This is a genomic window from Streptomyces sp. NPDC020192, assembly GCF_044388685.1.
Taxonomy (GTDB): Bacteria; Actinomycetota; Actinomycetes; order Streptomycetales; family Streptomycetaceae; genus Streptomyces.
The window spans coordinates 61350-82417 of sequence record NZ_JBIRXG010000025.1 but is presented as its reverse complement, the minus strand read 5'-3'; the positions used below and the strand labels follow the sequence as shown (position 1 = coordinate 82417).

23 protein-coding genes are annotated in these 21068 nt (G+C 70.3%); 11 read left to right on the top strand and 12 right to left on the bottom strand.

Going from position 1 to position 21068, the window contains the following annotated elements:
- Positions 1–6 precede the first annotated feature (6 nt).
- From ACH47Z_RS36160 to ACH47Z_RS36150, 3 genes are read left to right on the top strand one after another with little or no spacing between them, the layout of a single operon-like run.
- On the top strand, positions 7–669 hold the full coding sequence (locus ACH47Z_RS36160; protein ID WP_399081436.1) for an ABC transporter ATP-binding protein: 663 nt from the start codon (positions 7–9) through the stop codon (positions 667–669).
- Positions 666–3317: an FtsX-like permease family protein gene (locus ACH47Z_RS36155; RefSeq protein WP_399081434.1), complete on the top strand. Its 2652-nt coding sequence runs from the start codon at positions 666–668 to the stop codon at positions 3315–3317. The genes ACH47Z_RS36160 and ACH47Z_RS36155 overlap by 4 nt, the downstream gene beginning before the upstream one ends.
- A 56-nt stretch (positions 3318–3373) precedes the next feature.
- Positions 3374–4099, top strand: coding sequence for a response regulator transcription factor (locus ACH47Z_RS36150; protein ID WP_399081432.1), 726 nt, complete (start codon positions 3374–3376; stop codon positions 4097–4099).
- A 441-nt stretch (positions 4100–4540) separates the two neighbouring features.
- Here the strand turns inward: ACH47Z_RS36150 and ACH47Z_RS36145 are convergent, their stop codons facing one another.
- Both ACH47Z_RS36145 and ACH47Z_RS36140 read right to left on the bottom strand, forming a co-directional pair.
- Positions 4541–4690 (bottom strand): hypothetical protein, encoded by a 150-nt coding sequence (locus ACH47Z_RS36145; protein WP_399081430.1) that lies wholly within the window; start codon positions 4688–4690, stop codon positions 4541–4543.
- 457 nt (positions 4691–5147) lie between these two features.
- Entirely contained in the window at positions 5148–5909 is a 762-nt protein-coding gene (locus ACH47Z_RS36140; protein WP_399081428.1) for a hypothetical protein, read from the bottom strand.
- Between the two features lie 339 nt (positions 5910–6248).
- On the opposite strand from ACH47Z_RS36140, the gene ACH47Z_RS36135 reads away from it, so the two are divergent.
- Positions 6249–7043: an SDR family oxidoreductase gene (locus tag ACH47Z_RS36135; protein WP_399081426.1), complete on the top strand. Its 795-nt coding sequence runs from the start codon at positions 6249–6251 to the stop codon at positions 7041–7043.
- Between the two features lie 136 nt (positions 7044–7179).
- A complete protein-coding gene (locus ACH47Z_RS36130) occupies positions 7180–7650 on the top strand; it encodes a hypothetical protein (RefSeq protein ID WP_399081425.1) in 471 nt (156 codons plus the stop codon).
- Positions 7651–7894: 244 nt separating this feature from the next.
- Here ACH47Z_RS36130 and ACH47Z_RS36125 read toward each other — a convergent pair whose 3' ends face one another.
- The 3 genes from ACH47Z_RS36125 to ACH47Z_RS36115 form a co-directional block, all read right to left on the bottom strand.
- Positions 7895–8122 (bottom strand): hypothetical protein, encoded by a 228-nt coding sequence (locus ACH47Z_RS36125; RefSeq protein WP_399081423.1) that lies wholly within the window; start codon positions 8120–8122, stop codon positions 7895–7897.
- A gap of 102 nt (positions 8123–8224) precedes the next feature.
- Positions 8225–9025: a hypothetical protein gene (locus ACH47Z_RS36120; RefSeq protein WP_399081421.1), complete on the bottom strand. Its 801-nt coding sequence runs from the start codon at positions 9023–9025 to the stop codon at positions 8225–8227.
- 127 nt (positions 9026–9152) lie between these two features.
- Positions 9153–9392 carry a hypothetical protein gene (locus tag ACH47Z_RS36115; RefSeq protein WP_399081419.1) on the bottom strand — a complete coding sequence of 80 codons (240 nt, stop codon included), beginning with the start codon at positions 9390–9392 and terminating at the stop codon, positions 9153–9155.
- On the opposite strand from ACH47Z_RS36115, the gene ACH47Z_RS36110 reads away from it, so the two are divergent.
- A complete protein-coding gene (locus tag ACH47Z_RS36110; protein WP_399081417.1) occupies positions 9391–9876 on the top strand; it encodes a transposase in 486 nt (161 codons plus the stop codon). The genes ACH47Z_RS36115 and ACH47Z_RS36110 overlap by 2 nt on opposite strands.
- Positions 9877–9999: 123 nt before the next feature.
- On the opposite strand, the gene ACH47Z_RS36105 is transcribed toward ACH47Z_RS36110, so the two are convergent.
- On the bottom strand, positions 10000–10341 hold the full coding sequence (locus ACH47Z_RS36105; RefSeq protein ID WP_399081415.1) for a hypothetical protein: 342 nt from the start codon (positions 10339–10341) through the stop codon (positions 10000–10002).
- A gap of 138 nt (positions 10342–10479) precedes the next feature.
- Positions 10480–11514, bottom strand: a complete 1035-nt coding sequence (locus ACH47Z_RS36100; RefSeq protein ID WP_399081414.1) for an SDR family oxidoreductase — start codon at positions 11512–11514, stop codon at positions 10480–10482.
- Positions 11515–11686: 172 nt separating this feature from the next.
- Between ACH47Z_RS36100 and ACH47Z_RS36095 the strand changes: the two genes are divergently transcribed.
- Together ACH47Z_RS36095 and ACH47Z_RS36090 are read left to right on the top strand one after the other, a co-directional pair.
- A complete protein-coding gene (locus tag ACH47Z_RS36095; RefSeq protein ID WP_399081412.1) occupies positions 11687–12559 on the top strand; it encodes a helix-turn-helix domain-containing protein in 873 nt (290 codons plus the stop codon).
- A gap of 181 nt (positions 12560–12740) precedes the next feature.
- Complete coding sequence (locus ACH47Z_RS36090) at positions 12741–12962, top strand: hypothetical protein (protein WP_399081410.1); 222 nt, start codon at positions 12741–12743, stop codon at positions 12960–12962.
- A 130-nt stretch (positions 12963–13092) separates the two neighbouring features.
- On the opposite strand, the gene ACH47Z_RS36085 is transcribed toward ACH47Z_RS36090, so the two are convergent.
- The gene (locus ACH47Z_RS36085) at positions 13093–13350 is read right to left on the bottom strand and encodes a hypothetical protein (RefSeq protein ID WP_399081408.1); all 258 of its coding nucleotides are present in this window, start codon (positions 13348–13350) and stop codon (positions 13093–13095) included.
- Between the two features lie 98 nt (positions 13351–13448).
- Here ACH47Z_RS36085 and ACH47Z_RS36080 point away from each other — a divergent pair, with 98 nt between their 5' ends.
- The 3 genes from ACH47Z_RS36080 to ACH47Z_RS36070 all read left to right on the top strand — a co-directional run bounded on the left by ACH47Z_RS36080 (position 13449) and on the right by ACH47Z_RS36070 (position 18182).
- The gene (locus ACH47Z_RS36080; protein WP_399081406.1) at positions 13449–13862 is read left to right on the top strand and encodes a hypothetical protein; all 414 of its coding nucleotides are present in this window, start codon (positions 13449–13451) and stop codon (positions 13860–13862) included.
- A gap of 77 nt (positions 13863–13939) precedes the next feature.
- Positions 13940–17014, top strand: a complete 3075-nt coding sequence (locus tag ACH47Z_RS36075) for a tetratricopeptide repeat protein (protein WP_399081405.1) — start codon at positions 13940–13942, stop codon at positions 17012–17014.
- A 304-nt stretch (positions 17015–17318) separates the two neighbouring features.
- A complete protein-coding gene (locus ACH47Z_RS36070; protein ID WP_399081403.1) occupies positions 17319–18182 on the top strand; it encodes an IS3 family transposase in 864 nt (287 codons plus the stop codon).
- 64 nt (positions 18183–18246) lie between these two features.
- On the opposite strand, the gene ACH47Z_RS36065 is transcribed toward ACH47Z_RS36070, so the two are convergent.
- The 4 genes from ACH47Z_RS36065 to ACH47Z_RS36050 all read right to left on the bottom strand — a co-directional run bounded on the left by ACH47Z_RS36065 (position 18247) and on the right by ACH47Z_RS36050 (position 21065).
- Entirely contained in the window at positions 18247–18921 is a 675-nt protein-coding gene (locus ACH47Z_RS36065; RefSeq protein ID WP_399081401.1) for a hypothetical protein, read from the bottom strand.
- Positions 18918–20123 (bottom strand): MFS transporter, encoded by a 1206-nt coding sequence (locus ACH47Z_RS36060; RefSeq protein WP_399081399.1) that lies wholly within the window; start codon positions 20121–20123, stop codon positions 18918–18920. Before ACH47Z_RS36060 ends, ACH47Z_RS36065 begins: the two co-directional genes overlap by 4 nt.
- Positions 20124–20125: 2 nt before the next feature.
- Positions 20126–20671, bottom strand: a complete 546-nt coding sequence (locus ACH47Z_RS36055; RefSeq protein ID WP_399081397.1) for an SDR family oxidoreductase — start codon at positions 20669–20671, stop codon at positions 20126–20128.
- Positions 20672–20900: 229 nt separating this feature from the next.
- Positions 20901–21065: a hypothetical protein gene (locus ACH47Z_RS36050; protein ID WP_399081395.1), complete on the bottom strand. Its 165-nt coding sequence runs from the start codon at positions 21063–21065 to the stop codon at positions 20901–20903.
- Positions 21066–21068 lie beyond the last annotated feature (3 nt).

Genomic DNA, 21068 nt, shown 5'->3' with positions numbered 1-21068 from the left:
CGCCTGATGTCACTGGATGAGGTGCTTGTGGCCTGTGCCGAAGCGGCTATCACCTTCGGCAGGGGCACACAGGCGGTCGTGGCCGTACACGGTGCCAACCTCGAGATCGGGTCCGGCGACCGGCTCGCCGTCGTCGGCCCCTCCGGGTCGGGCAAGAGTTCGCTGCTGCACCTGCTGGCCGGGCTCGAACAGCCCACCAGCGGCACCGTGCGGCGGGCCGCCTCCCTGGGGCCGTACGACATCGGCCTGGTCTTCCAGGGCGACAGCCTGATCCCGGCCCTGAACGTAGTGGAGAACGCGGCCCTGCCGCTGATCCTCGCCGGCCGGCCGGAGCAAGAGGCCCGGCAGGCGGCTCTCGCGGCGCTCGCCCTGGTGGACGCTGCCGACCTGGCGGACCGGCTGCCCGAGGAGATCTCCGGCGGACAGGCCCAGCGCGCGGCAGCCGCCCGGGTCCTGGCCCAAGGCCCGCGGCTGATTCTCGCCGACGAGCCCACCGGGCGCCTCGACCACGCCAGCGGCACCCGCGTCCTGGACGCGCTGCTGGCGGCGGCCGACCGTACGGGCGCGGCCCTCGTGGTCACCACCCACGACCCGGCCGTCGCTGCCCGGCTCACCGTCCAGCGCAGCATGCGCGACGGCCGCCTGCTCGAACCCGAGGAGACGTCATGATCACCGCATGGGCGCGCGGACTGACCCAGCACCGGGCAGGGCGGCTGCTGGCCGCACTGACCGGGATCGCCCTCGCGGTCGCTCTCATCGCCGCCCTCGGCTCCTTCCTCACCGCGTCGAAAGCGACCATGACCCAGCGCGCCGTGCGCTCGGTCGCCGTGGACTGGCAGGTCCAACTCCAGCCGGGCGCCGATACGAACACGGTGCTGTCACTCATCCGCAAGACGCCCGCCACCCGCGCCGCCCTGCCGGTCGGCTTCGCCCACACCTCCGGCTTCACCGCCCAGGTCCAGGGCAGCACCCAGACCACCGGTCCCGGTATGGCGCTCGGCCTGCCCGACGGCTACCGCAGCCAATTCCCCGGCGAGATCCGCACCCTCTCCGGCTCCTCCGACGGCGTCCTGCTGGCCCAGCAGACCGCGTCCAACCTGCACGCCACCCCCGGCGACACGATCAGCGTCCGCCTCCCCGGCGCCGGCATACGCCAGTTGAAGATCGACGGTGTGATCGACCTGCCCCAGGCCGACTCGCTCTTCCAGACGGTCGGCGCCCCCGCCCAGTCCCAGCCGACCGCGCCCCCGGACAACGTCGTCCTTGTGCCCGCCGCGCAGTTCGCCTCCCTCACCCGGGGCGCCACCGGCGTCACCGCCCAGATCCACGTCGCCCGCGACGACAGCCGGCTGCCCTCCGACCCGGCCGCCGCGTTCACCACCATCACCCGCGCCGCGCACAACCTCGAAGCCCGCTCCTCCGGTGCCGCGCTCGTCGGCAACAACGTCGGCGCCGCCCTCGACTCCGCCCGCCAGGACGCCCTGTACGCCCAGATCCTCTTCCTCTTCCTCGGCGTCCCCGGCGCGGTCCTGGCCGCCGCCCTGACCGCAGCGGTCGCCTCCGCCGGCGGTGAACGGCGCCGGCAGGAGCAGGGCCTGCTGCGGCTGCGCGGCCTGCGCCCCCGCCAGATCACCGCCCTCGCCGGGCTGGAAGCGGCCCTGATCGCCGTCGCCGGCGGCCTGGCCGGCGTAGGCATCGCCGCGCTGACCGGCCGCCTCGCCTTCGGCGCCACCTCCTTCGGAGCGGGCGCGGGTACCTGGGCCCTCTGGTACGCCCTCGCCTTCGTCCTCGGCGCCGCCGTGGCCGCAGGAGCCGTCCTCGTCCCGGCCCTGCGTGACTTGCGTACGGTGACCGTCACCGAGACCCGCAAGGAGTCCGGCGCCCGCAGCACGAGGAACCCGTGGTGGATGCGGTACGGCCTGGACTTCGTCCTGCTGATCGGCTCCTGGCTGGTCTTCCGCGCCTCCTCCGGTAACCAGTACGCCCTCGTCCTCGCTCCCGAGGGTGTCCCCAGCATCTCGGTGTCGTACTGGGCCTTCCTCGGCCCGGCCCTGCTGTGGATCGGCGCCGCCCTGCTGCTGTGGCGCCTCACCCTCCTCGCCCTCACCCACGGCCGGCCCGTCCTGGCCCGGCTGGCCCGCCCCCTGACCGCCTCACTCGCCGGGACCACGGCCGCCGTCCTCTCCCGACGCCGACGTCCACTCGCCCGCTCGGTGGTCCTCCTCGCCCTCGCCGTGTCCTTCGCCACCTCGACCGCCGTGTTCAACTCCACCTACAAACAGCAGGCCGAGGTCGACGCCCGGCTGACCAACGGCGCCGACGTCACCGTCACCCAACCACCCGGCGCCCCCATCCCGCCCAGCGCCGCCAGCACCCTCAAGATCGGCGGCGTGCGGCACGTCGAGCCGCTCCAGCACCGCTTCGCCTACGTCGGCTCCGACCTGCAGGACCTCTACGGCGTCCGCCCCGACACCATCACGCAAGCCACCTCGCTGCAGGACGCCTACTTCTCCGGCGGCACCGCAGCCCAGCTGCTGCACCAGCTCGCCCAGCGACCCGACAACCTGCTGGTCAGCGCCGAGACGGTCAACGACTTCCAGCTCGCCCCCGGCGACACGGTCAACCTGCGCATCCAGGACGCCCGCACCAAGGCCCTGCGCACGGTCCCCTTCCACTACGCGGGCATCGTCAAGGAATTCCCCACCGCGCCCAAGGACAGCTTCTTCGTCGCCAACGCCTCCTACATCGCCAAGGCCACCGGCAGCGACGCCGTCGGCGCTTTCCTCCTCGACACCGGAGGGACCCATCAGAAGCAGATCGCCGCACAGCTGCGCCACCAGCTCGGCACCAGCGCCACCGTCACCGACCTCACCCATACCCGCGGCACCGTCGGCACCAGCCTCACCTCCGTCGACCTGGCCGGCCTGACCCGCATCGAACTCGCCTTCGCGGTCCTGCTGGCCGCCGGAGCCGGAGGACTGGTCCTCGCCCTCGGCCTCGCCGAACGCCGCCGCACCTTCGCCATCGCCACCGTCCTCGGCGCGAAGAACCATCAGCTGCGCGGCATGGTCCTCACCGAAGCCCTCCTGCTGATCACCGGCGGGCTGGCCGGGGGAGCACTCATCGGCTGGGCCCTGTCCGAAATGCTGGTCAAGGTACTGACCGGCGTCTTCGACCCACCCCCCGCGAGCCTCGCGGTCCCCGGCTCCTACCTGGCCCTCACCGCGGCCGCCGCGCTGGCAGCCGTCCTGGCCGCAGCCCTGAACGGCATCCGGCGCGCCAAACGCCCCGCGGTGGAGGAGCTACGAGACCTGTGACCGCCCCACGACCGCCGACCGAGCCGGCCACGACGCCTGCTCCTAGTCTGTCGGGCATGCGCCCACCCGCCGTGCCGGACCACGACCGCCCCCGAGTCCTCGTCGTCGAGGACGACGACACCATCGGCCGCCACCTGGAAACCGGCCTGCGCAGCAACGGCTACACATCCCACTGGACCCGCACCGGCGAGGGCGCCCTCGCCGAAACCGCCCGCACACCCTACGACGCACTGCTCCTGGACCTCGGGCTGCCCGACACGGACGGCATCGACATCGCCCGCACCCTGCGGGCCCGCCTCCCCGACCTGCTGATCATCATCCTCACCGCACGCACCGACGACATCGACGTCATCGCCGGCCTGGACGCCGGAGCCGACGACTACCTCGTCAAACCCTTCAGCCTGACCGTCCTGCTCGCCCGCCTCCGCGCCCACCTGCGCCGCCGCACCCCCACCACGCCCGCGGTCCCGCTCCGGCTCGGCGACCTCGTCGTGGACACCGCAGCCCGCCGCTGCACCCTGCACGGCATGGACATCCCCCTGCGCCCGAAAGAGTTCGAACTGCTCGCCCTCCTCGGCCGCCATACAGGACAAGCCGTCTCCCGTGAGACCTTGATGGCCGAGGTCTGGGACGAGAACTGGTTCGGATCCACCAAAACCCTCGACGTCACCATGGCCAGCCTGCGCCGCTGCCTCACCGAAGCCACCGAAACAGCCTCTCGTCCGGCCCGTCTGCCGCGTATCACCACGCTCAGGGGACACGGCTACCGACTGGAGTGCTGACATACCCAGCCCACGGCAGCCTCGGCGGCTCAACGACACGTGGGCACACCACATCGTTGCTCAACCGAACTCGCACGAATCTACCTTCGCCCTCATCGACAGTGCATAATCAGCCACACGAGCGGCCCGTCGCACCCCCGTCTGCGGGCCGCCTCGCTGAACCTCGCGATCAAGACCGTCGCCCACCCGAAGACACCTCCGGGTTCGTCCTGCACTCGGCCGCTGGCTCGTCGAACGCTCGCAAGCGGCGCCACCCGACTGCCTGGATCGTGAACGCCCGTCGGTACGCAAAAGACGATGCCGGCACGGCCCCGGGCCCTGCAGGCCGGCTGGCTGAAATCAATCGCGACCGGCTCCGGTTCACGCTCGCGACGGAAGCCCTCAACCCCGGCACCTGGCGCCCGCTGGTGCTCCTCGGTCAGCTGCGTGAGCTGAGCCCCATCACCGGACGAACTCCTGCGTGATCGTCTTTGAAGTCCCCGGCGGTGAGCTCGTTGACGAGCTGAACCGCCAGGCCGCCGAGGCCGGCATCACCAACGCCTCGATCGTCTCCCTGATCGAGGCCGCCGACTCCTTCACCGTCTCGGCCATGCCCGAGGACGATTGCTCCTCGCGCCCCGCTCCGGCTGCGTTCCGCCGCCTGCTGGGCGAAGACAGGGAGCATGCCACTCCTAGGCCACCCCGCCGTCCACGACGCCCGCTCCCCGCGGCGCGAATCCCCGTCCACTGTTCCTCGACCCCGTTCTCGTACGCTAGCGCACGAAGCGTCTCGGCCCGACCGGGCGGCCGTTGCTCAGTGCGATATGCGCGACCACCCGCTTACCCGGCTCGCGGTAAGCCTCGAAGCTCAGACAGACAGCCGTGACGATCGCCAGGTCGTGCTGCCCCAAACGCAGCAGGCATCTCTGGTTGACGTCGGCGTGTCCTGCCTGTCGTGGCGCCGTTGAAGATGCGACACGGCGCACGCGTGTCCGTGGCCCCTGATTGTGCACCGGAGTAGGTCAGGGGCCGCGCGAAGGTGGGAGCCGCTGGGCCTAGGTGAAGATGATCACTCAAGCGGTGTCACCCAACCTATGAGACCCGCAGTGCCCCTCCGCCAACTTGAAACCGCAGACCAAAGGGTTCCTGTGACCGGCTCTTGGGGTGCTCGCGCTGGTCGTGGGCAGCAGTCTGCGGAGAGATCGTCTGTCAGCGGTTGACTTCGAGGTTCGTCAGGACGTGCAAGGCGCGCAGGTGGGCCGAGACGTGTGGTTGGCGGGCGGCGTTGTGGGTCCGGCCGCGCCGGGCGGCGGCTATCCAGGATGTCCGGCTGGTCGTCGGCCAGCTGCTTCAGCGCGGCCTCGATCCGGTCGTCGGTGCGCTGGAGGGTGAGCCGGGACAGGTCCAGCGAGGAGACCCAGATCTCGACGTCCTCCTCGCGACGCCCGTGCTCGCCCACCCAGACGCGCAGCTGCTCGCGGACGCTGTCGTCGTCCGGCCGGGCGGGGATGTTGCGGGGCAGAGCACGGCAGGCCGTGGCGTGGCTGTTGGCGCTCTCCGCCGCAGCCTTGAGGCCGAGCCAGGGGTAGTAGCGCTCGCTGCTGGAGACGTTGGTGTAGTGGCAGCCCAGGCAGGCGACGGCATGGTGGTGGCGCAGGGAGGCGGTGTAGACGAGGACGACTGCTTGGGCCTGGTTGTAGTAGCGCTGGACGACGGTGACGCCCTCGGGCGTCCAGGTCTCGCCGGTCTCCGGCCACGGCGTCTGCGCCGGCTGCGGGGCCGGCGGTTCGACGGGTGCGGGACGGTTACGGAAGAGCAGCGTGAGAGCCATGGCGTTTCTCCTTCAGGATTTGGTTGTCAGGCAGTCAGTTCGTGGCCGGCCGGGACCGTGGACGGCGTGTAGGTGTCTGGGCTGGGCTCGTAGCCCTTGCCGCAGGGGTCGCAGCAGCCCTGGGTGCGCAGCGGTACTGGCTCACAGCACTGGTTCTGTGACTGCTGTATTCCGGTGGTGATGGCCAGGCGCTGTGATCCACCAGTGCTTTGCCGCTTTGGTGGCAACCGACGAGATGCTGCCGTCCGGGGTGACGAGCCAGGAGCGCGGGTCCGGTGCCAGTAGGAAGGGGGATATTCAGTTGAAGCGGCAGACCGGGGCGGGCCAGGATCCCATCACGTGCCGGACACCACACCCACCAGTCCCCGTCCCGTCGCTCTCGTCACCGGTGCTGGCGGACGCACCGTCAACATCGGCGCTGCCGTGACCCGTCGCCTGGCCGAGACCGGCTGGGACGTCGCGTTTACTTACTGGCGCCCCTACGACAACGACAAGCCGTGGGAGCCCGAGCCAGATGCGCCCACCGCGCTCGGTCGCGAGTTGGAGGGACTGGGCGCCCGGTACACCGCTGTGGAGGCAGACCTTGCGGATCCGGCCGTCCCAGCGACGGTCTTCGACGCCGTAGAGAACGACCTCGGGCCTGTCAGGGCCCTGGTTATGTGCCACTGCGAACAGCGCGACCTGGACCTCCTCACCACAACAGTGGAGAATTTCGACCGGCACTTCGCCGTGAACGCCCGGGCCCCGTGGCTGCTCATCCGCGAATTCGGGCAGCGCTTTCCGGGGACGGCCGACGACACTGTTCCCGGGCGCATCATCGCCTTCACCAGCGACCACGTCGTCGGCAACCTCCCCTACGGCGCCAGCAAGGGCGCCCTGGACCGCATCACCCTCGCCGCCGCCCACGAGTTCGCCGACCTTGGCGTCCGCGCCAACGTCATCAACCCCGGCCCCATCGACACCGGATGGATGACAGACGAGATCCGCGCTTCCGGCAGCAAGCAGACACCCGCCGGACGCCTCGCCGGCCCCGAGGAGCCCGCCAACCTCGTCGCCTTCCTCTGCTCCCCACAGGGCCAGTGGATCAACGGCCAGCACCTCTTCAGCAACGGCGGCTTCCGCACCGCGCTCTGAGACAGCGCTCGGTTCCTCCCCCTCAGGCGAAGTGCCCTCCGACGAGAACCCGCTGGGGTGTGGTGGCCCTACGCGGGGATGCCGCGCGGGTTCGTGTGGGACAAGATGGGGCCTCCGACCTGGAGGGGGCGTTGGGGTGGGTTACGACCTGCAAGCAGTGATCGCTGACGGGGAGAGGCTGCGTGCCGTGGCGCGGGGCTTGCCTGCTGCTCGGCTGGCGTCGATCGGACAGGGCCTCTCGCTAATGCCGATGACGGACGTCCTGTTCGCTTCCGTCGCGGACGGCAGCGGTGTAGGCGCGTTGGGGTTCTGGAGGTTGCCGGGTGCGTTCGAGAAGACTCTCGCTGCCTGGTCAGCCGGTGGGCCGGTGGCCTACGTGGAAGCTGAGTACTTCGGTGGCGTGGGCGAGCAGCGGGCTGCCGTGTGGGAGAGCAGCACCATCGTGCTGGGACCGCTCCACGAGGGGGAGGGCCAGCCCCTTCCGCCTGCTGGCAGCCCGATCTCTCAAGCGCTGCGGCGTCTGGGCGTAGTGGCAAACGCTGGCCAGGACGAGTTCTCGACTGTCGGGTTGGGCCGGCATCGAAGCGGCGAGGCATGGATTGCCTGACACGCGACTTCGGGATTCCCGCGCTCCCGGGCAGGTTCCCGGCCCCGCTCGTGGAATATGCCCGTAAGTGCGACAACCTCGCGCGCTCGCAGAACCGTCCGACGCAGGGCGCTGACCTGCGCACTTACTGCGGGGTGAACCGTCGTACGTCTCGGGGAACCCGCGTGAACTCCAGTTGGCAGGAGCGCGTTGCTGCGCGGCACCCGGTTCACCTCGCGGCGGCGCTTCTTCCTCGGGCGCGGCATCACCTGCTCCAGTCGCCGGGCAGCCGGTCGGGGCGGTGCGGGTAGCGGGGGCCGGGGCGCTGCGGGCGGGGCCGGCCGATCCGGCGGCGCGGGCGGGGGAGGTGGCTGCCGCGCAGGTAGCCGATCAGGAGCCCGGTGATGCCGAAGGCTTTGTGGCGATTGACCTTCCACCAGGTGGGGGCCGGGGGTGCGGTGAGGACGCCTATGACGGTCGGGGCTTTCGCCAAAACGGGATCTCCTTCTCACTCGTGTGGGGTGCGTTCGGCCGGGCAGCCTGTGAGGTCCTCGCCCATCCCGCAGGGCGGGGCGGGCGAGGGCCAGGCAGGGCGTCAGGTGGAGCGTGGGGTCAGCGCTGGAGCGGGTGGATGTTGTCGGGTTCGGTCGTCAAGGTCGTCACCGGCCGGGGTGGGAGCGGGGAGGGTGGCGTGGAGGTGGAGCGTGGGGTTGAACTGGGGCTGAAACTGCGGCGGGTAGTTGTGGACGATGGGCCGCAGGGTCAGGCCGCGCAGGGCGATGATGCTGGCCAGCGCCCACATGACGGCGGCCAGCCCGGTGGCGGCGGCGCGGCCTCCGGCGGGGGAGGCGGACCAGACCATGGCGAGGGTGGTACAGCCGAACAGCGCCCATGCGATGCGGGCACCGGCGTTGCCGAGGAAGCCGCCGATCAGTCCGAGCAGTCCGGCCGCCTGCCAGAAGGCATACAGGGCGGCGGGGGCAACGGAGAGGTGGGCGGCCTGGCCGGCGAGGAAGGCGCGGACCGGGTGGTCGACGGTTCCCCACAGGCCGCTGCCGTCACCGGCGTCCACGGCCGGGACATGGGACAGGCCCTTGAGGGCGGCGCCGGCGATGTCGCCCGCGGCGTTCACTATCATGATGACGACGCTGATCCCGGCGACCAGTGCGGCGGCTTTGATCCAGTTGGCGATCTCGTGCCAGCTGGCGTTGCGAACCTGGAAGATTTCCTCCCACCGCCGGTAGAGGAAGCCGCCCTGCTGCCAGGACTTCTTCCACGCGGCGCGCACTCGCGTGATCCGCGGCGTGTCCTTGTGGGTGGGCGGCAGTTCGGGCAGCGGGGCCTTGGCCGGGTTCGGTCGGTGCTGGCCGTTGATCGGCTTGTCGTTGGCGTGCATGGTTGTGGTTGCTCCTTCGCGGAAGTCGGATGAGGGGGTTGGTGGTCCAGCCGGGTGGCCTGCCCCGTACTCGACTCCCGGCCCATGCGGGCGGGGCGGGGTTCGAGTGCGAGGCGGGGTGTCCGGGTCAGCGGGAGATGTCGTTGCGGGTGCGGGCGAACATGCCGCGCGTGCTGGAGTCGTTGTGGAACTCGGTGTGCTGCGTGATCGAGCCCGTGTAGACGTTCTTCGTGCTGCCGGCCGTCGCCTTGGCGATGGCCGCGCCGCCCGCGGTGAGCACCATCGCCGCACCGGCGAACGGGGCGATCACGATGACCGCGAAGCGTTCGAGGCCGGGGACGCTGACGAGGGCCAGCCCCCTGAACATGAGCCAGGCCGCGCAGCCCAAGGCCGACGCCGTGGTCGGTGCCGAATCGCGCGGCTTCGACGGCGGTAAGAAGATCAACGGGCGCAAGCGCCACCTGGTGGTCGACTGTCTCAGGCTGTTGCTGGCCGTACTGGTGACCGCCGCCTCGACCACCGACCGCGACGCCGCGCACGCCATGCTGCCGCCGCTGCGCGCCCGGTACCTCCGCTTGAAGTTGATCTGGGCCGACAACTCCTACAGCGGGGCGCTGGTGGAATGGGCCGGTGCCGCACTACGGCTGGTGCTGCAGGTGGTCAAGCGCGCGGAGAACACGGTGGGCTTCGCGGTGCTACCGCGCCGCTGGGTGGTGGAGCGGACCAACGGATGGCTGCTGCGCACCCGTGGCCTGGCGCGCAACTACGAGCGCACCACCCCGGCCGCGGAAGCGATGATCTACTGGTCGATGACCGCGCTCATGCCCCGCCGCCTGGCCGCACGGCGCTGAACCGACCGTCCGGCTCCTTGACCAGCCAGCCCCGCTCGGCCACCCGCCGGGCCTTGGCTCGCACCCCCTCCACCCCGGCAGCCGATGTCTCCCAGCCCAAGTGGGCGGCGATCTGCCGGCAGTTCAGCGGCCCGGTCCCCTCCCGCACCGCCGCCTCCAGGGCCCCGATGATCCGCGGTAGTCCGGGGCGAGGACGGTCGGCTCAAGGCCCGGCCGCCAATCGGGGACGATCGTGCCGGGCGCCACGGCCGCGGTCCGACCCCTGCTGTCCGGCGGCGGACCGTCCACCTCGCGGGCCTCGGCCAGCGCCGCCGCGAACTCCTCCCGAGCGATCACCGCGCGCTCGCAGGCCCACTCGGCCTCGGCGAGCGCGGCCGCAGCACGCTCCGCCTCCTCGCGGCACTTCTCCAGACGCTGACGCGCGGACAGCTCCCGCTCCTCCAGCAGCCCCATGGGCGACGGCATCCAGCCCTCCGACGGTGCGATGACACGACACCGCCATCCCTGCCGCCCACCCGCCGAGAACATGCTTGACCTGCGAAAACAAAACCATCACGCTCGGATTGATAACGGCTTCTGAGAGCGGGGCCCTCGGCGCTCGGGTCAGAGCGTGACCAGACTCCGTTCGATCATGCTGCCGCCGGCAGCCGCGACGGCATCCTCACTGGGACGCGGGTGCCAGCGCAGGATTCGTCGTGCCTTGTCGGTCGAGAAGCGGCGTGCGTAGCCCAACTGGTCCTTGACCGAGCGCAAGCTGGGGTTGGTGGCGGCTCCAGCGCGCACGGCGTCGTCGGGGATGATATCGGTGGGCACCCGAGCCGCGTGCTGGCCGAACTGGGCCCTGAGGATGTCGGCGGTCTCGCCCATGCTCAGGGCGGGGTCGGCGGCCAGGAGGAACCGCTCGCCCGCCGCGCCGGGCGCGGTCATCGCGGTGACGTGCGCGGCGGCGATGTCGCGGACGTCGACGACGGGGAAGTAGATGTTGAGCAGGCCGGGCACTTGGCCGGTCAGCAGTCGTTGGACCAGTTGGTTGGCGCCGGTGACCTTCGGGCCCAGCACCGGCCCCATCACCGCGACGGGAAGCAGCGTGGTCAGCTCCAGGCCGCCGCCCTCGGTGGTGATGAAGTCCCACGCCGCCCGCTCCGCCAGCGTCTTGCTGCGTCCGTAGGCGTCGGTGCCCGGCCCGTCCAGGACCGTCCAGTCCTCTTCAGTGAACACATGGTCGCTGTGCGGGTGACCCCACGCAACCGCGTGGAACGCCGAGGTGAGCACCACCCTGGTCACACCGCTGTCGCGAGCCGCCCGCAGCACGCGCAGCGCACCCTCGCGGGCGGGGCCGATGACCTGCTGCTCGTCCTCGACGTGGCCCGGCATGACCGGGGAGGCGACGTGGATGACGTAGTCGACCTCCTTGAGTGCCTGGGGCCAGCCCTCGTCGCGGGTCAGATCGGCGGCGACGAACTCGAGGTCGTCACCGGCCGTCATTCCGGCCTGCGTCAGGGACGCGCGAACGGCGGCTTCCCGGTCCAGCGACCGGACGGTGGCTCGCACCAGGTGGCCCTGGGCGAGGAGCTCAAGGATCACGTGCCCGCCGATCAGACCCGAGCCCCCGGTCACCAGCACACGCTGCTTGGACATGATCATCTACTCCTGTCGTGGGGGTGTATGAAGCTGGGCACCGGCCGTCCCGACCGGGTGCTCGACACATCCCCAGCCTGCGGCCACAGAGCGAGACGAGGCAGCCCCCCCCGCTGACACTGGTAGCGCGGGGACCAGGCACCCGGCCCGCTTCCTGCTTAAGCTGGCGGGTATGAGCGAGGAGCCGAATCTTCTGGGTGAGTACCTCCGTGCCCGGCGCGAGCTGGTCACCCCCGAGCAGGTCGGCATCCCGGTCATCGGGCGGCGCCGCGTTCCGGGCCTGCGCCGCGAGGAAGTGGCGATGCTCTCGGGCATCAGTGCCGAGTACTACCTGCGCCTGGAGCAGGGCCGCGACCGCAATCCCTCGGTCCAGGTGCTTCAGTCCATCGCCCGGGTCCTGCAGCTCGATGACGACGCCTACCTGCTCACCCTCGCCGCCGACAAGCCAAAGCGCACTCGTCGGCGTCCGCAGCGTGAGATCGTCCCGCCCAGCGTCGCGCGGCTGGTGCACACCCTTGGCCTGCCGGCGTTCGTGGAGGGCCGCTACCTCGACGTGCTCGCCGCCAACCAGTGGACCACAGCGTTCTCACCACGCCTGGTACCGGGCCGCAACCGCCTCAAGGACGTCTTCCTGGATCAGGCCGAGGCGGCCATGTTCCCCGAGTGGGAGCGCACGACGGCCGGCCTGGTGGCGAGCTTCCGCAACTCGGTGGGGACCGATGCCGACGACCCGCGCGTGGTCGAGCTGGTCGGGGAGCTTTCGGTCGCCAGTCCGCGGTTCCGCCAGCTGTGGGCCCGACACGACGTGGCAACCCGGCGCACCGCAGTTTCCCTCACGTTCGAGCATCCCCAGGTAGGGCCGATCACCCTTGACCGCGAGAAGCTCCTCCTCAACGGGACCAACGCGATGATGCTCGTCATCTACCACCCGCAGCCCGGATCCGACAGCGCCGAAAAGCTCAGCCTGCTGGCTTCCGCATCGCTGCCACCGGCATCGGCCCCAGATCTACCCTCCTTCGATGCAGCCCGGGGGCGGCGGACGTAACGGCCGCGCACCCGGTCGGACGACTGCCCCACCAGCACCACCTCGGAAGACTCCGTTCGCGCGTGCCGACTCCGTCGTGTCACAACTCGCCGTCCTCCTCGTGGGCCAACGGCTGGCGCAGCGGCCGACGTCCGTCTTCGGCCGGGCCGAAGAACACCTAGCGGCCGAGCCCAGGAAGTTGATGCGGTCGAACTGCAGCGGTGAGAGCCTGCGCGTCGATCAGCACGCCCACCTCGACGCGCTGCTGCGCGACCTCGTCCTGCCGCTGCAGCCCATCCTCGCCACCGAAGTGCGCGACGTCGCCACCGGTTGGATCGACCAACTCGCCGACCCGGGCGTCGAAGGGAAAGCCGCCAAGCCGCTGGCCGGCCGCCCCCACCCTCGCGGCACCGGAAGCTGGTGACAGTTACCTCGTCCAAGTGACAACTATCGCGATCAATCACACTAACAGTGCGGGTCAGGGTGTGTGGCCAATGGTGATGCTCAGAGTGGCCAACTAGCGCGCTCAGTCACACGGGCGCATGCCACGGACGTCAGCCGGGCCGCTTTCCGGCCTGCGGGCCCTCGCTACCGGGGGCTGCCCGCTGGAGCTCCAGGACCTGCATCTCAAGATCGGTGACTCGTTTGTCGGCGAAGCGCAGGTTTGAACGGGCTCCTTCGAGTCGCTCCTGCAGCAGTCGGTGGTCCCGGGTGAGCTGCTGGACACGGTGCTTGAGGTTCGTGTTCTCGGTGACCAGGACGTCGACGGATTCACCGGGTGCGGTCTGACTGACCTCCGGCTGTGCCCACAAGTAGCCTGGTGGGCAATGGAGTTCGACCTGAGGGAGGACACATGCCGGATCCGGCTACGGATCTCGCCGTTTCCGCCGCGACAGTTCTCGTCACCAGCATGGCGACAGACGCGTGGGCGGCGTGCAAGAACCTGTTCGTGCGCTGGCTGCGACGCCATCAGGGGGACGAGGCCGAGGTGCTGGTGGCGCAGTTGGAGCGGGGTGCGAACCAGGTCGCCCGGGCGGCCGACCAGGACCGGGCACGGGCGCAGCTGGCCGGTTCCTGGCAGCTGGAGCTGGCCGACCTGCTCGACGCGCATCCGGAGCTGGAAGGCGAACTGCGGCAGATCCTCGCGGAGATCGGAACGCAGGAGCGGGCCGCGGCCTGGTACCAGACCAATGTCGCTCGCGACCAGGGGACGGTGTTCGCGGCGCAGGGGGGAAACGTGATTCACCACTCCGTCACTCATGTGCCCCCAGCGGCCGCGAACCCCGACGCCGAGCGTGGTACGCCGACGGACGGCCGCCCGTGACTGTGCCAGGGCCCGGATTCGAACCCGTACCCGGCCCCGTCCTCGGACCCGGTGCTCCCGCCTCGGCATGGCAGGAAGTGCGTGCGGAAAGCGGCTACGCCTATGGGGCGCTGGGCGCCGACATCCACGTGTTCGGCAACGGCACTCCGGTGTACCTGCTGTTCACGTATCAGGCGGTCACCAGCCTCGAGTCGCAGTGGCTTTGCGCTCAGCCCAGCCGCATGCTGGACGCCCGCGCGGAGATCGTCGCGTTCACCGGCCGGAAAGCGGAGCTGGCCGACCTGACGGCCTGGCGGGACCAGCCCTCCAGACTCGCCGTCCGCTGGCTGCACGGGCCGGGTGGTCAGGGCAAGACCCGCCTGGCCGCCAGGCTCGCGGCCGATTCCCAGGCCGCCGGCTGGAAGGTCGTCAAAGCCGTGCACGGCACGGACACCGCGCCGGGACCTGCGGGGAGCCAGGATCTGCGGCTGGACGGCCACCAGGGCCTGCTGGTGCTGGTCGACTACGCCGACCGGTGGCCCGCCTCCCATCTGAGCTGGCTGTTCCACAACAGGCTGCTGCACGGGAAGGTCCCGACCCGGGTCCTGCTGATCGGCAGGACTGTGCAGGGATGGCCCGCCCTTCGAGGACAGCTCGACCGCCTGCGCGTGAACGCCCACACCTCGGACCAGCTCCTGCCGTCCCTTCCGGCCTCCGGCGACGACAGGGCACACATGTTCACCACCGCCCTCGCCTGCTTCCGCGCGCACTACGAGGGAGTCGGCGACATCGCCTCTGCCGGTCCGCCGGATTCCCTCGACAGCGAGGACTTCGGGCTGACGCTGGCCGTGCAGATGGCCGCCCTCGTCACCGTCGACGCGGCGGCACACGGCCGCAGGGCCCCCACGGACATGACGGGACTGGTCGCCTACCTCCTCGACCGCGAGCACGAGAACTGGCGGCAGCTCCACGAGAACGCGGCTCACGGCCTGCCGCACCGTACCCCCGACCACGTCATGTCCCGGCTGGTGTTCACCGCCGTCCTGACCGGCGCCCTTCCCCGTGCAGCCGGCGAGACGCTGCTACGGAGGCTGTTCCCCGGGTCCGACACCGGCCGGTTGCTCGCCGACCACGCCCTGTGCTACCCGCCCACCGACCCCGCCGGTTCCCAGGTGCTCGAACCGCTCCTGCCGGACCGTCTTGCCGAGGACTTCCTCGGGCTGAGCCTGCCCGGCAGTCCTGTCACCGCCTACGGGATCGACGAATGGTGTGCCCGGAGTGTGGCGGCCCTGTTCTCACGCGGGGACGCCGAGTCCGCCCTCGGAAGAGAGGCCCCGCAGGTGCCCGGTTGGACGCCACGCGCGGTGACGTTCCTCGCGGAAGCCGCCGGCCGCTGGCCGCACGTGGGCCACCGGCACCTGTTCCCCGCCCTGCGCGCGGATCCCGATCTCGCGCTCGAGGCGGGCAGCGCGGCGCTGGCCTCGCTGGCCGCCGTCCCGGAGCTCGACTTCGAGCTGGTCGACCGCATTGACCGCCGTTTCCAGTCGGTCACAGGCAACACCCGCCACTACGAGATCGACTTCGGCTACGCCGAACTGCACGAGCGGGCCGCGCGGCACAAGCTGACGGCGACCCTCGACACCTCCGAGCAGGCCCGCACCTGGCACCGCCTTTCGATCCGTCTGGCCTTCGCCTCCCGGCACCACGACGCGCTGCAGGCGGCGTCCAAGGCGGTGCAACTCAGCGAGACCATCGTCGCCGGAGAGCCGGACGGCGACGACTGGCACAACCACTCGGCGAGCCTGATGCAACTGAGCAGGGCGCTCGTCAACGTCGGCAGCACCGAGGAGGCCGTGGAGCCCTCGGCGACCGCCGTGAAGATCCTCAGGACGCTGGTCCGCGGCGACGAGGACCGGTACAAGCCCGCCTTCGCCGCGGCTCTGTCGTGGCAGGCCACGATGTTCGAGCGGACTGGCGACAAGGAAGCGGCGCTGGATTACGCGGAAATGGCGGCGAGCTGCTACAACGACCTCGTCTCCGGGCGCCCGGCCAGGCAGGCGATACCGCACCTGCACAATTTCACCGACGCCTTGTGCCAGGTCGGGAACTACTACAGCGAAGACGACCGGCCCGACGAGGCGCTGAAGGTCCTCACCGTCGCGCTGGACCTGGCCAGGACCATGGCGGAGGCGACCCCGCAGGTCGACCTGCCGCTGGTTCCCCCCGTTCTGTCCGGGCTCTCGCACGCGCTCGCCAGGCTCGGCCGGCCCGACGAGGCACTGCCGTACGCCCGCGAGGCCGTCGCCCTCACCAAGCGCATGCACGAGTTCGATCCGTACGAGTTCGGCGGCGGACTGCTCGAGCGCCTGGAATGGCTCGGCAGCCTGCTCGCCGAGGCCGGACGCGTGGACGAGGCCGTGGACACGTGGAGAGAGGCGGTCGATCTCCACAGGGCGTTGTTCTCCCTGGGCCGGGCGGTCGACGTCGCGCATGTGGCAAGCGTCCTGGAGGACATGGCGCAGTCGCTCGCGGAGTCAGGACGCCATGAGGAAGCACTGGAGCCCGCGAAGGACGCCGTCCTGGACTACCGTCTGCTGACGGACGCCAACCCCTCGGCGTTCGGTGAGTACCTGTCGGCCGCCGTGCACAACCTGGCCCTCTACCACTCCCAGGCGGGGCAGGTGGAGGAGGCCGTTGTGCGCATGGAGGAAGCGGCCGGCTTCCACCGACTGGTGGCTGAGCGGACCGGCCGGAGCGCGGCCGTCGACCGGCTCGCCTCCGCCTTGCGTGTCCTGTCCGAGGACTACGAGAAACTCGGGCGCACCGACGACATGCTGCGCAGCGGGACGGAATGCCTGCGCGTCCTTGAGGCACTCGCCGCGGACGACCCGGAGGAGTACCTGCTGCGCCGCTGCTCGTTGCAGCTGTCCTTCGCCGCACAGTGCCTGCGCGCGGGCCGTGAACTGGGGGCCGCGCTCGCGGCCGCGAATGCCGCGGCGGAGACATACGAGACGCTGCTCAGGCACGACAGCGACTACGGGCCTGCCCTCAGCCGCGCCCTGACCGTCCTCGCCGACGTCCATGACGCCATGGGCAACCCGAAGGAGTCCCGCGCGTGCCGCCAGCGCCGGGACACCGCCGACCGGGGGAAGAAGCGCCGCTGGCGGCGATGAGTCATGTCGGTGGTGCCCCCTGCCGTGGCGGCATGGGTTACGACGTACACATCACCAGGCGTACGCGGTGGTGGGCCGATGAGGGCGAGCACATCACCACAGGTGACTGGGCGGCGGTGGTCGCGACCCCGACCTCGACATGGTCCAGGTGGCGCGCGCCTCCAGGACGCGGTGCTGAAGTACCGCCACCCCTGGCTCGCGCAGATGGTCACCCATCTGGAACGGGTCGCGCCGGGCGCCGCCAGCGACGGTCCCCTGACGGTCACCAGCACCGCCACCACCACCGGAACCAGGCTGACGCAGAGTGTGCAGCAGACCCGTTTCATTCCGCACCGCCTGCCGGGCGTTGGGGGTGTCGGAGTCGTGGTTTTACAAGTGGCGCGGCCGCCCGCCTACCGCGCGGGAGACGCGGCGGCAGCACCTGGCGGAGGACATCGAGGAGATCTTCCGCGGCTCCGGGGGCACTTACGGCTCGCCGAAGGTGTTCATCGAGCTGATCCGCCGGGGCTGGCGGGTGTCGGTGAACACCGTCGCGAAGCTGATGGCCGAGCTCGGGCCGGCCGGACGGAAGGTTCGCCGGCGACGGTCACTGACCAGGCCGGGCAGGCGGCCCGCGGCCCCGGACTTCGTACGCCGGGACTTCACCGCCGAGGAGCCCGACCTCGTCTGGGCAGGCGACATGACCGAGATCGACACCGGCGAGGGCAAGCTCTACCTCGCCACCGTGATCGACCTGTTCTCCCGACGGCTGCTCGGCTACTGCGATGGGCGCCCGGCACGACGCCGAGCTGGTGGTGGCCTCACTCAACATGGCCGCGGCCACCAGGGCGGCGATGTCCGCGGCGTGATCATGCACACCGACAGCGGCAGCGAATACTGCTCCCGGAAGTTCAAGCCGGCCTGCCGCAAGATGGGCATCGTGCAGTCGATGGGCAGAGTCGGATCTTGCTTCGATAACGCCGTGAGTGAGGCGTTCAACAGCGTCCTCAAGGTCGAGTACGTCCACAGGCACACCTTCCGCACCCGCACCGAGGCCCGCATCAAGATCGCCACCTGGATCACCGACTTCTACAACACCAGGCGGCTACACAGCGTATGCAGGTTCAAGAGCCCGATCGACTACGAACGCGAGTACCGAGCCACCCTCGCAGAGGGACTGGCCACATAGATCGTCTCCACGCTGCGAGGGGATTGACATGGCCGGAGGCCCCCGTGACCAGAATCATTTCTCTCTATTCCTTTCGTTCCAGGGCCCGATACCGGGAGTCCTGATACCGGCAGAAGGCCGTCATGCAGAGTGCGGCGAGCAAAAGCCCCAGCGGGATGAGGATCGCGGTGTGGTCGCGGCCGGTGATCAGCACGCCGGCCAGTACGGCGCTCGCACCGGCGATGAGACTGTTGACGGCGGCGATCATGCTCGCAGTCGTGAACAGGCCCACCAATGGGCTGCGTTTGAGCGCGAGCGAGGCGAGGGCCTCGCTGCTCTCGTCGCCATCGGTCTGTCCCCACTGGGTGAAGTAGCGGGCTGTGGCGGGGTCCAGCCCGCGGTAGTACTCGCGGATGCGGGCGATTCCCGCGAGGTACTGGAGGTTCTGGACACCGGTGTCGACGAGCCGGACCGTGGTGAAGACCCCCGTGATCAGCAGCGCTGGGAGCACGATCGCCATGAACGGCACGAAGATGTGCGGCGACTGCGCGGCGAACCCCATTGCCACCAGCGAGCTGGACAGCGCCGACAGGTAGAGCGAGGCCCGGCCGGTCGCCTCGCTGACCGTGGTGGACGCCGCCGACTGGAGCACGAAGTGCTCGGTCACGAGAGCCGACATGAAGTCCGCGTGCCTCGAGTCCACGGGCTTTGACTGCACGGGCTTCGACTCTGCGTGTCCGGGGTCGCCGCCGGTGCTCATCGGACCTCCTTGAGGCTGGCCGTCCCGGCCGCATCGATCGTCACTTCACCGGGCCGCGATGTGAGGTAGCGGGTCGCCCAGGTGGCGGGCAGCGCCGCAGCGCAGATCACCAGGGCGGTCACGACGGTGGCGGAGGCCCCGTGCCCCGCCTCCGCCCGGCCGCCGGCGAACGCGCCCACCGCGATCCCGGCATTCACCGCCGACGCTCCGAGCGTGGCGGCGAGGTCGGCGCCCGGCCCGGCGAGGCTTACGACGCGCAGCTGCAAGGAAGGCACGAGCCCGAACCCGACCAGACCCCAGACGGCCAGCGCCACGGCCGCGAGGACCGGTATCGAACCACCGAGATACAACACGCCCAGGGCGAGGATCAGCGTCACGTTCGCCACCAAAAGCACAGCATCGGGGCCCCGGTCGGCGAGCCTGCCGCCGCCGAAGGTACCTAGGGCGCTAGCGATGCCGTACGCCAGCAGGAACACGCTCACCATCGACCCGGAGATGCCAGTGACCTTCTCCAGGTAGGTGGCGAGATAGGTGAAGGCGGTGAACTGGCCGCCCAGCAGCAGCAGTCCGACACCGAGCATGGCCAGCACGCGCGGCGCGAAGGCCGAGCGGGCCTGGGTACTGAAGCCAGCCGCTCTTGCCTCCCCGACCGGCGGGACCAGAAACAGCGTCGCGACGAAGGCCACGACCCCGAGCGCGACGATGCCGACGAAAGCAGCCTGCCAGCCCAGTTCCCGGCCGATCACGGTGCCCAGCGGTACTCCCAGCACGGTGGAGACCGCGATACCGCCGAAGACCATCGACATCGCGCGCCCCCGGTGCTCGGGCGGAACCAGCCGCGCGGCCACCACGGACGCGACACCGATGAACAGGCCGTGCAGGGAGCCGGTCACGACCCGGGCGAGGACGAAGAGCCCGAAGCCCGTCGCCACGATCACCAGCGCGTTGCCCGCGACATAGGCCGCCAGGGCCAGCAGCAGCATCCGGCGCCGACTGAATCGCAGGGTCGCAATGGTGAGGAGGGGCCCGCCGAGCGAGATCCCCAGTGCGTACGCAGTGACCAGCAGGCCCGCGGTGCCGACCCCTACCCGCAGATCCGTGGCGACCAGGTCCAGGATCCCCACGATCACCAGTTCGGCCGTCCCGATCACGAACGCGCCCAGGGCCAAGGCCCCCAGCGCCAGGTGCTGTTTCGCTCTCACACTCACACGTCCCCGCTTCTGTCCTCGTTCCGTGCCCGGCATACCGCTGCGATGCCGTGCGGGTCGATGGCGGCGATCGGCACCCCGGCGAAGGGGGCGCGGACGATGTCACCCGACCGGAGTTGGGACCGCCACCCGGAGGTGTTGGACATGAAGCCGCTGGGCCGTAGAACTGTCCAGCCAAGCCCGGACCCGCCAACCGCTGCCTCGGAGTTCAGGTGCATCGCTACGACCGCATTGTCGGGACGGCCGGCGACCACCGACCTCGACGACAGCACAACGACATGACCCATGCCCGCGGCCTTCGCCTGGCTCAGCACCCCGGCCATGTCCTCGAATCCACCCAACAGGAACACGCCGTCGACATCAGCCAGGACTTCGGTGAGTGTCTCAGGCGAGTTGAGATCGCCTTCCACGACCTCGACCCCGTGCCGCGGCGCCGTCTTCCGCAGGTCGCGGACATGCGCCCGCACCGGCCGTCCCCGCTCGACGAATTGATCGACCAGCTCTCCGCCGACGTGGCCAGAGGCTCCCGTGACCAGAATCATTTCCTGCTGGTCCTTTCGCTCCATGGCGCGATGCCGGTGCAGCGTGACATTTCGTTACGACGCCCCCACCTACCAGGCCGACAACGAGATCAACACGTCCGCCGCTGTCATTGAGGTCGACTCAATTCAAGGGACTCAGCGGCGCTCCAGGAGGCTGGCGGTCCCGCACCCGCCGCCCCGCGATCACGCCCGTTACGAGCCCGCTCAGTTGGTGAAGGACGCGGTGACGCTAGCCGAGGAGGCGCCGCCGCTGGGGGGTGACCCAGGTGGTCCAAGCGCCGGTGGAGTATTCGCCGTCGCGTTCGATCAGCTGGTTGCTGCTGGTGACGGCGAAGAGGTGGTTGACGTGGTTTGCGGTGGCGCTGGCGGTGCGGGTGAGGTTGCCGCCGCCCATATT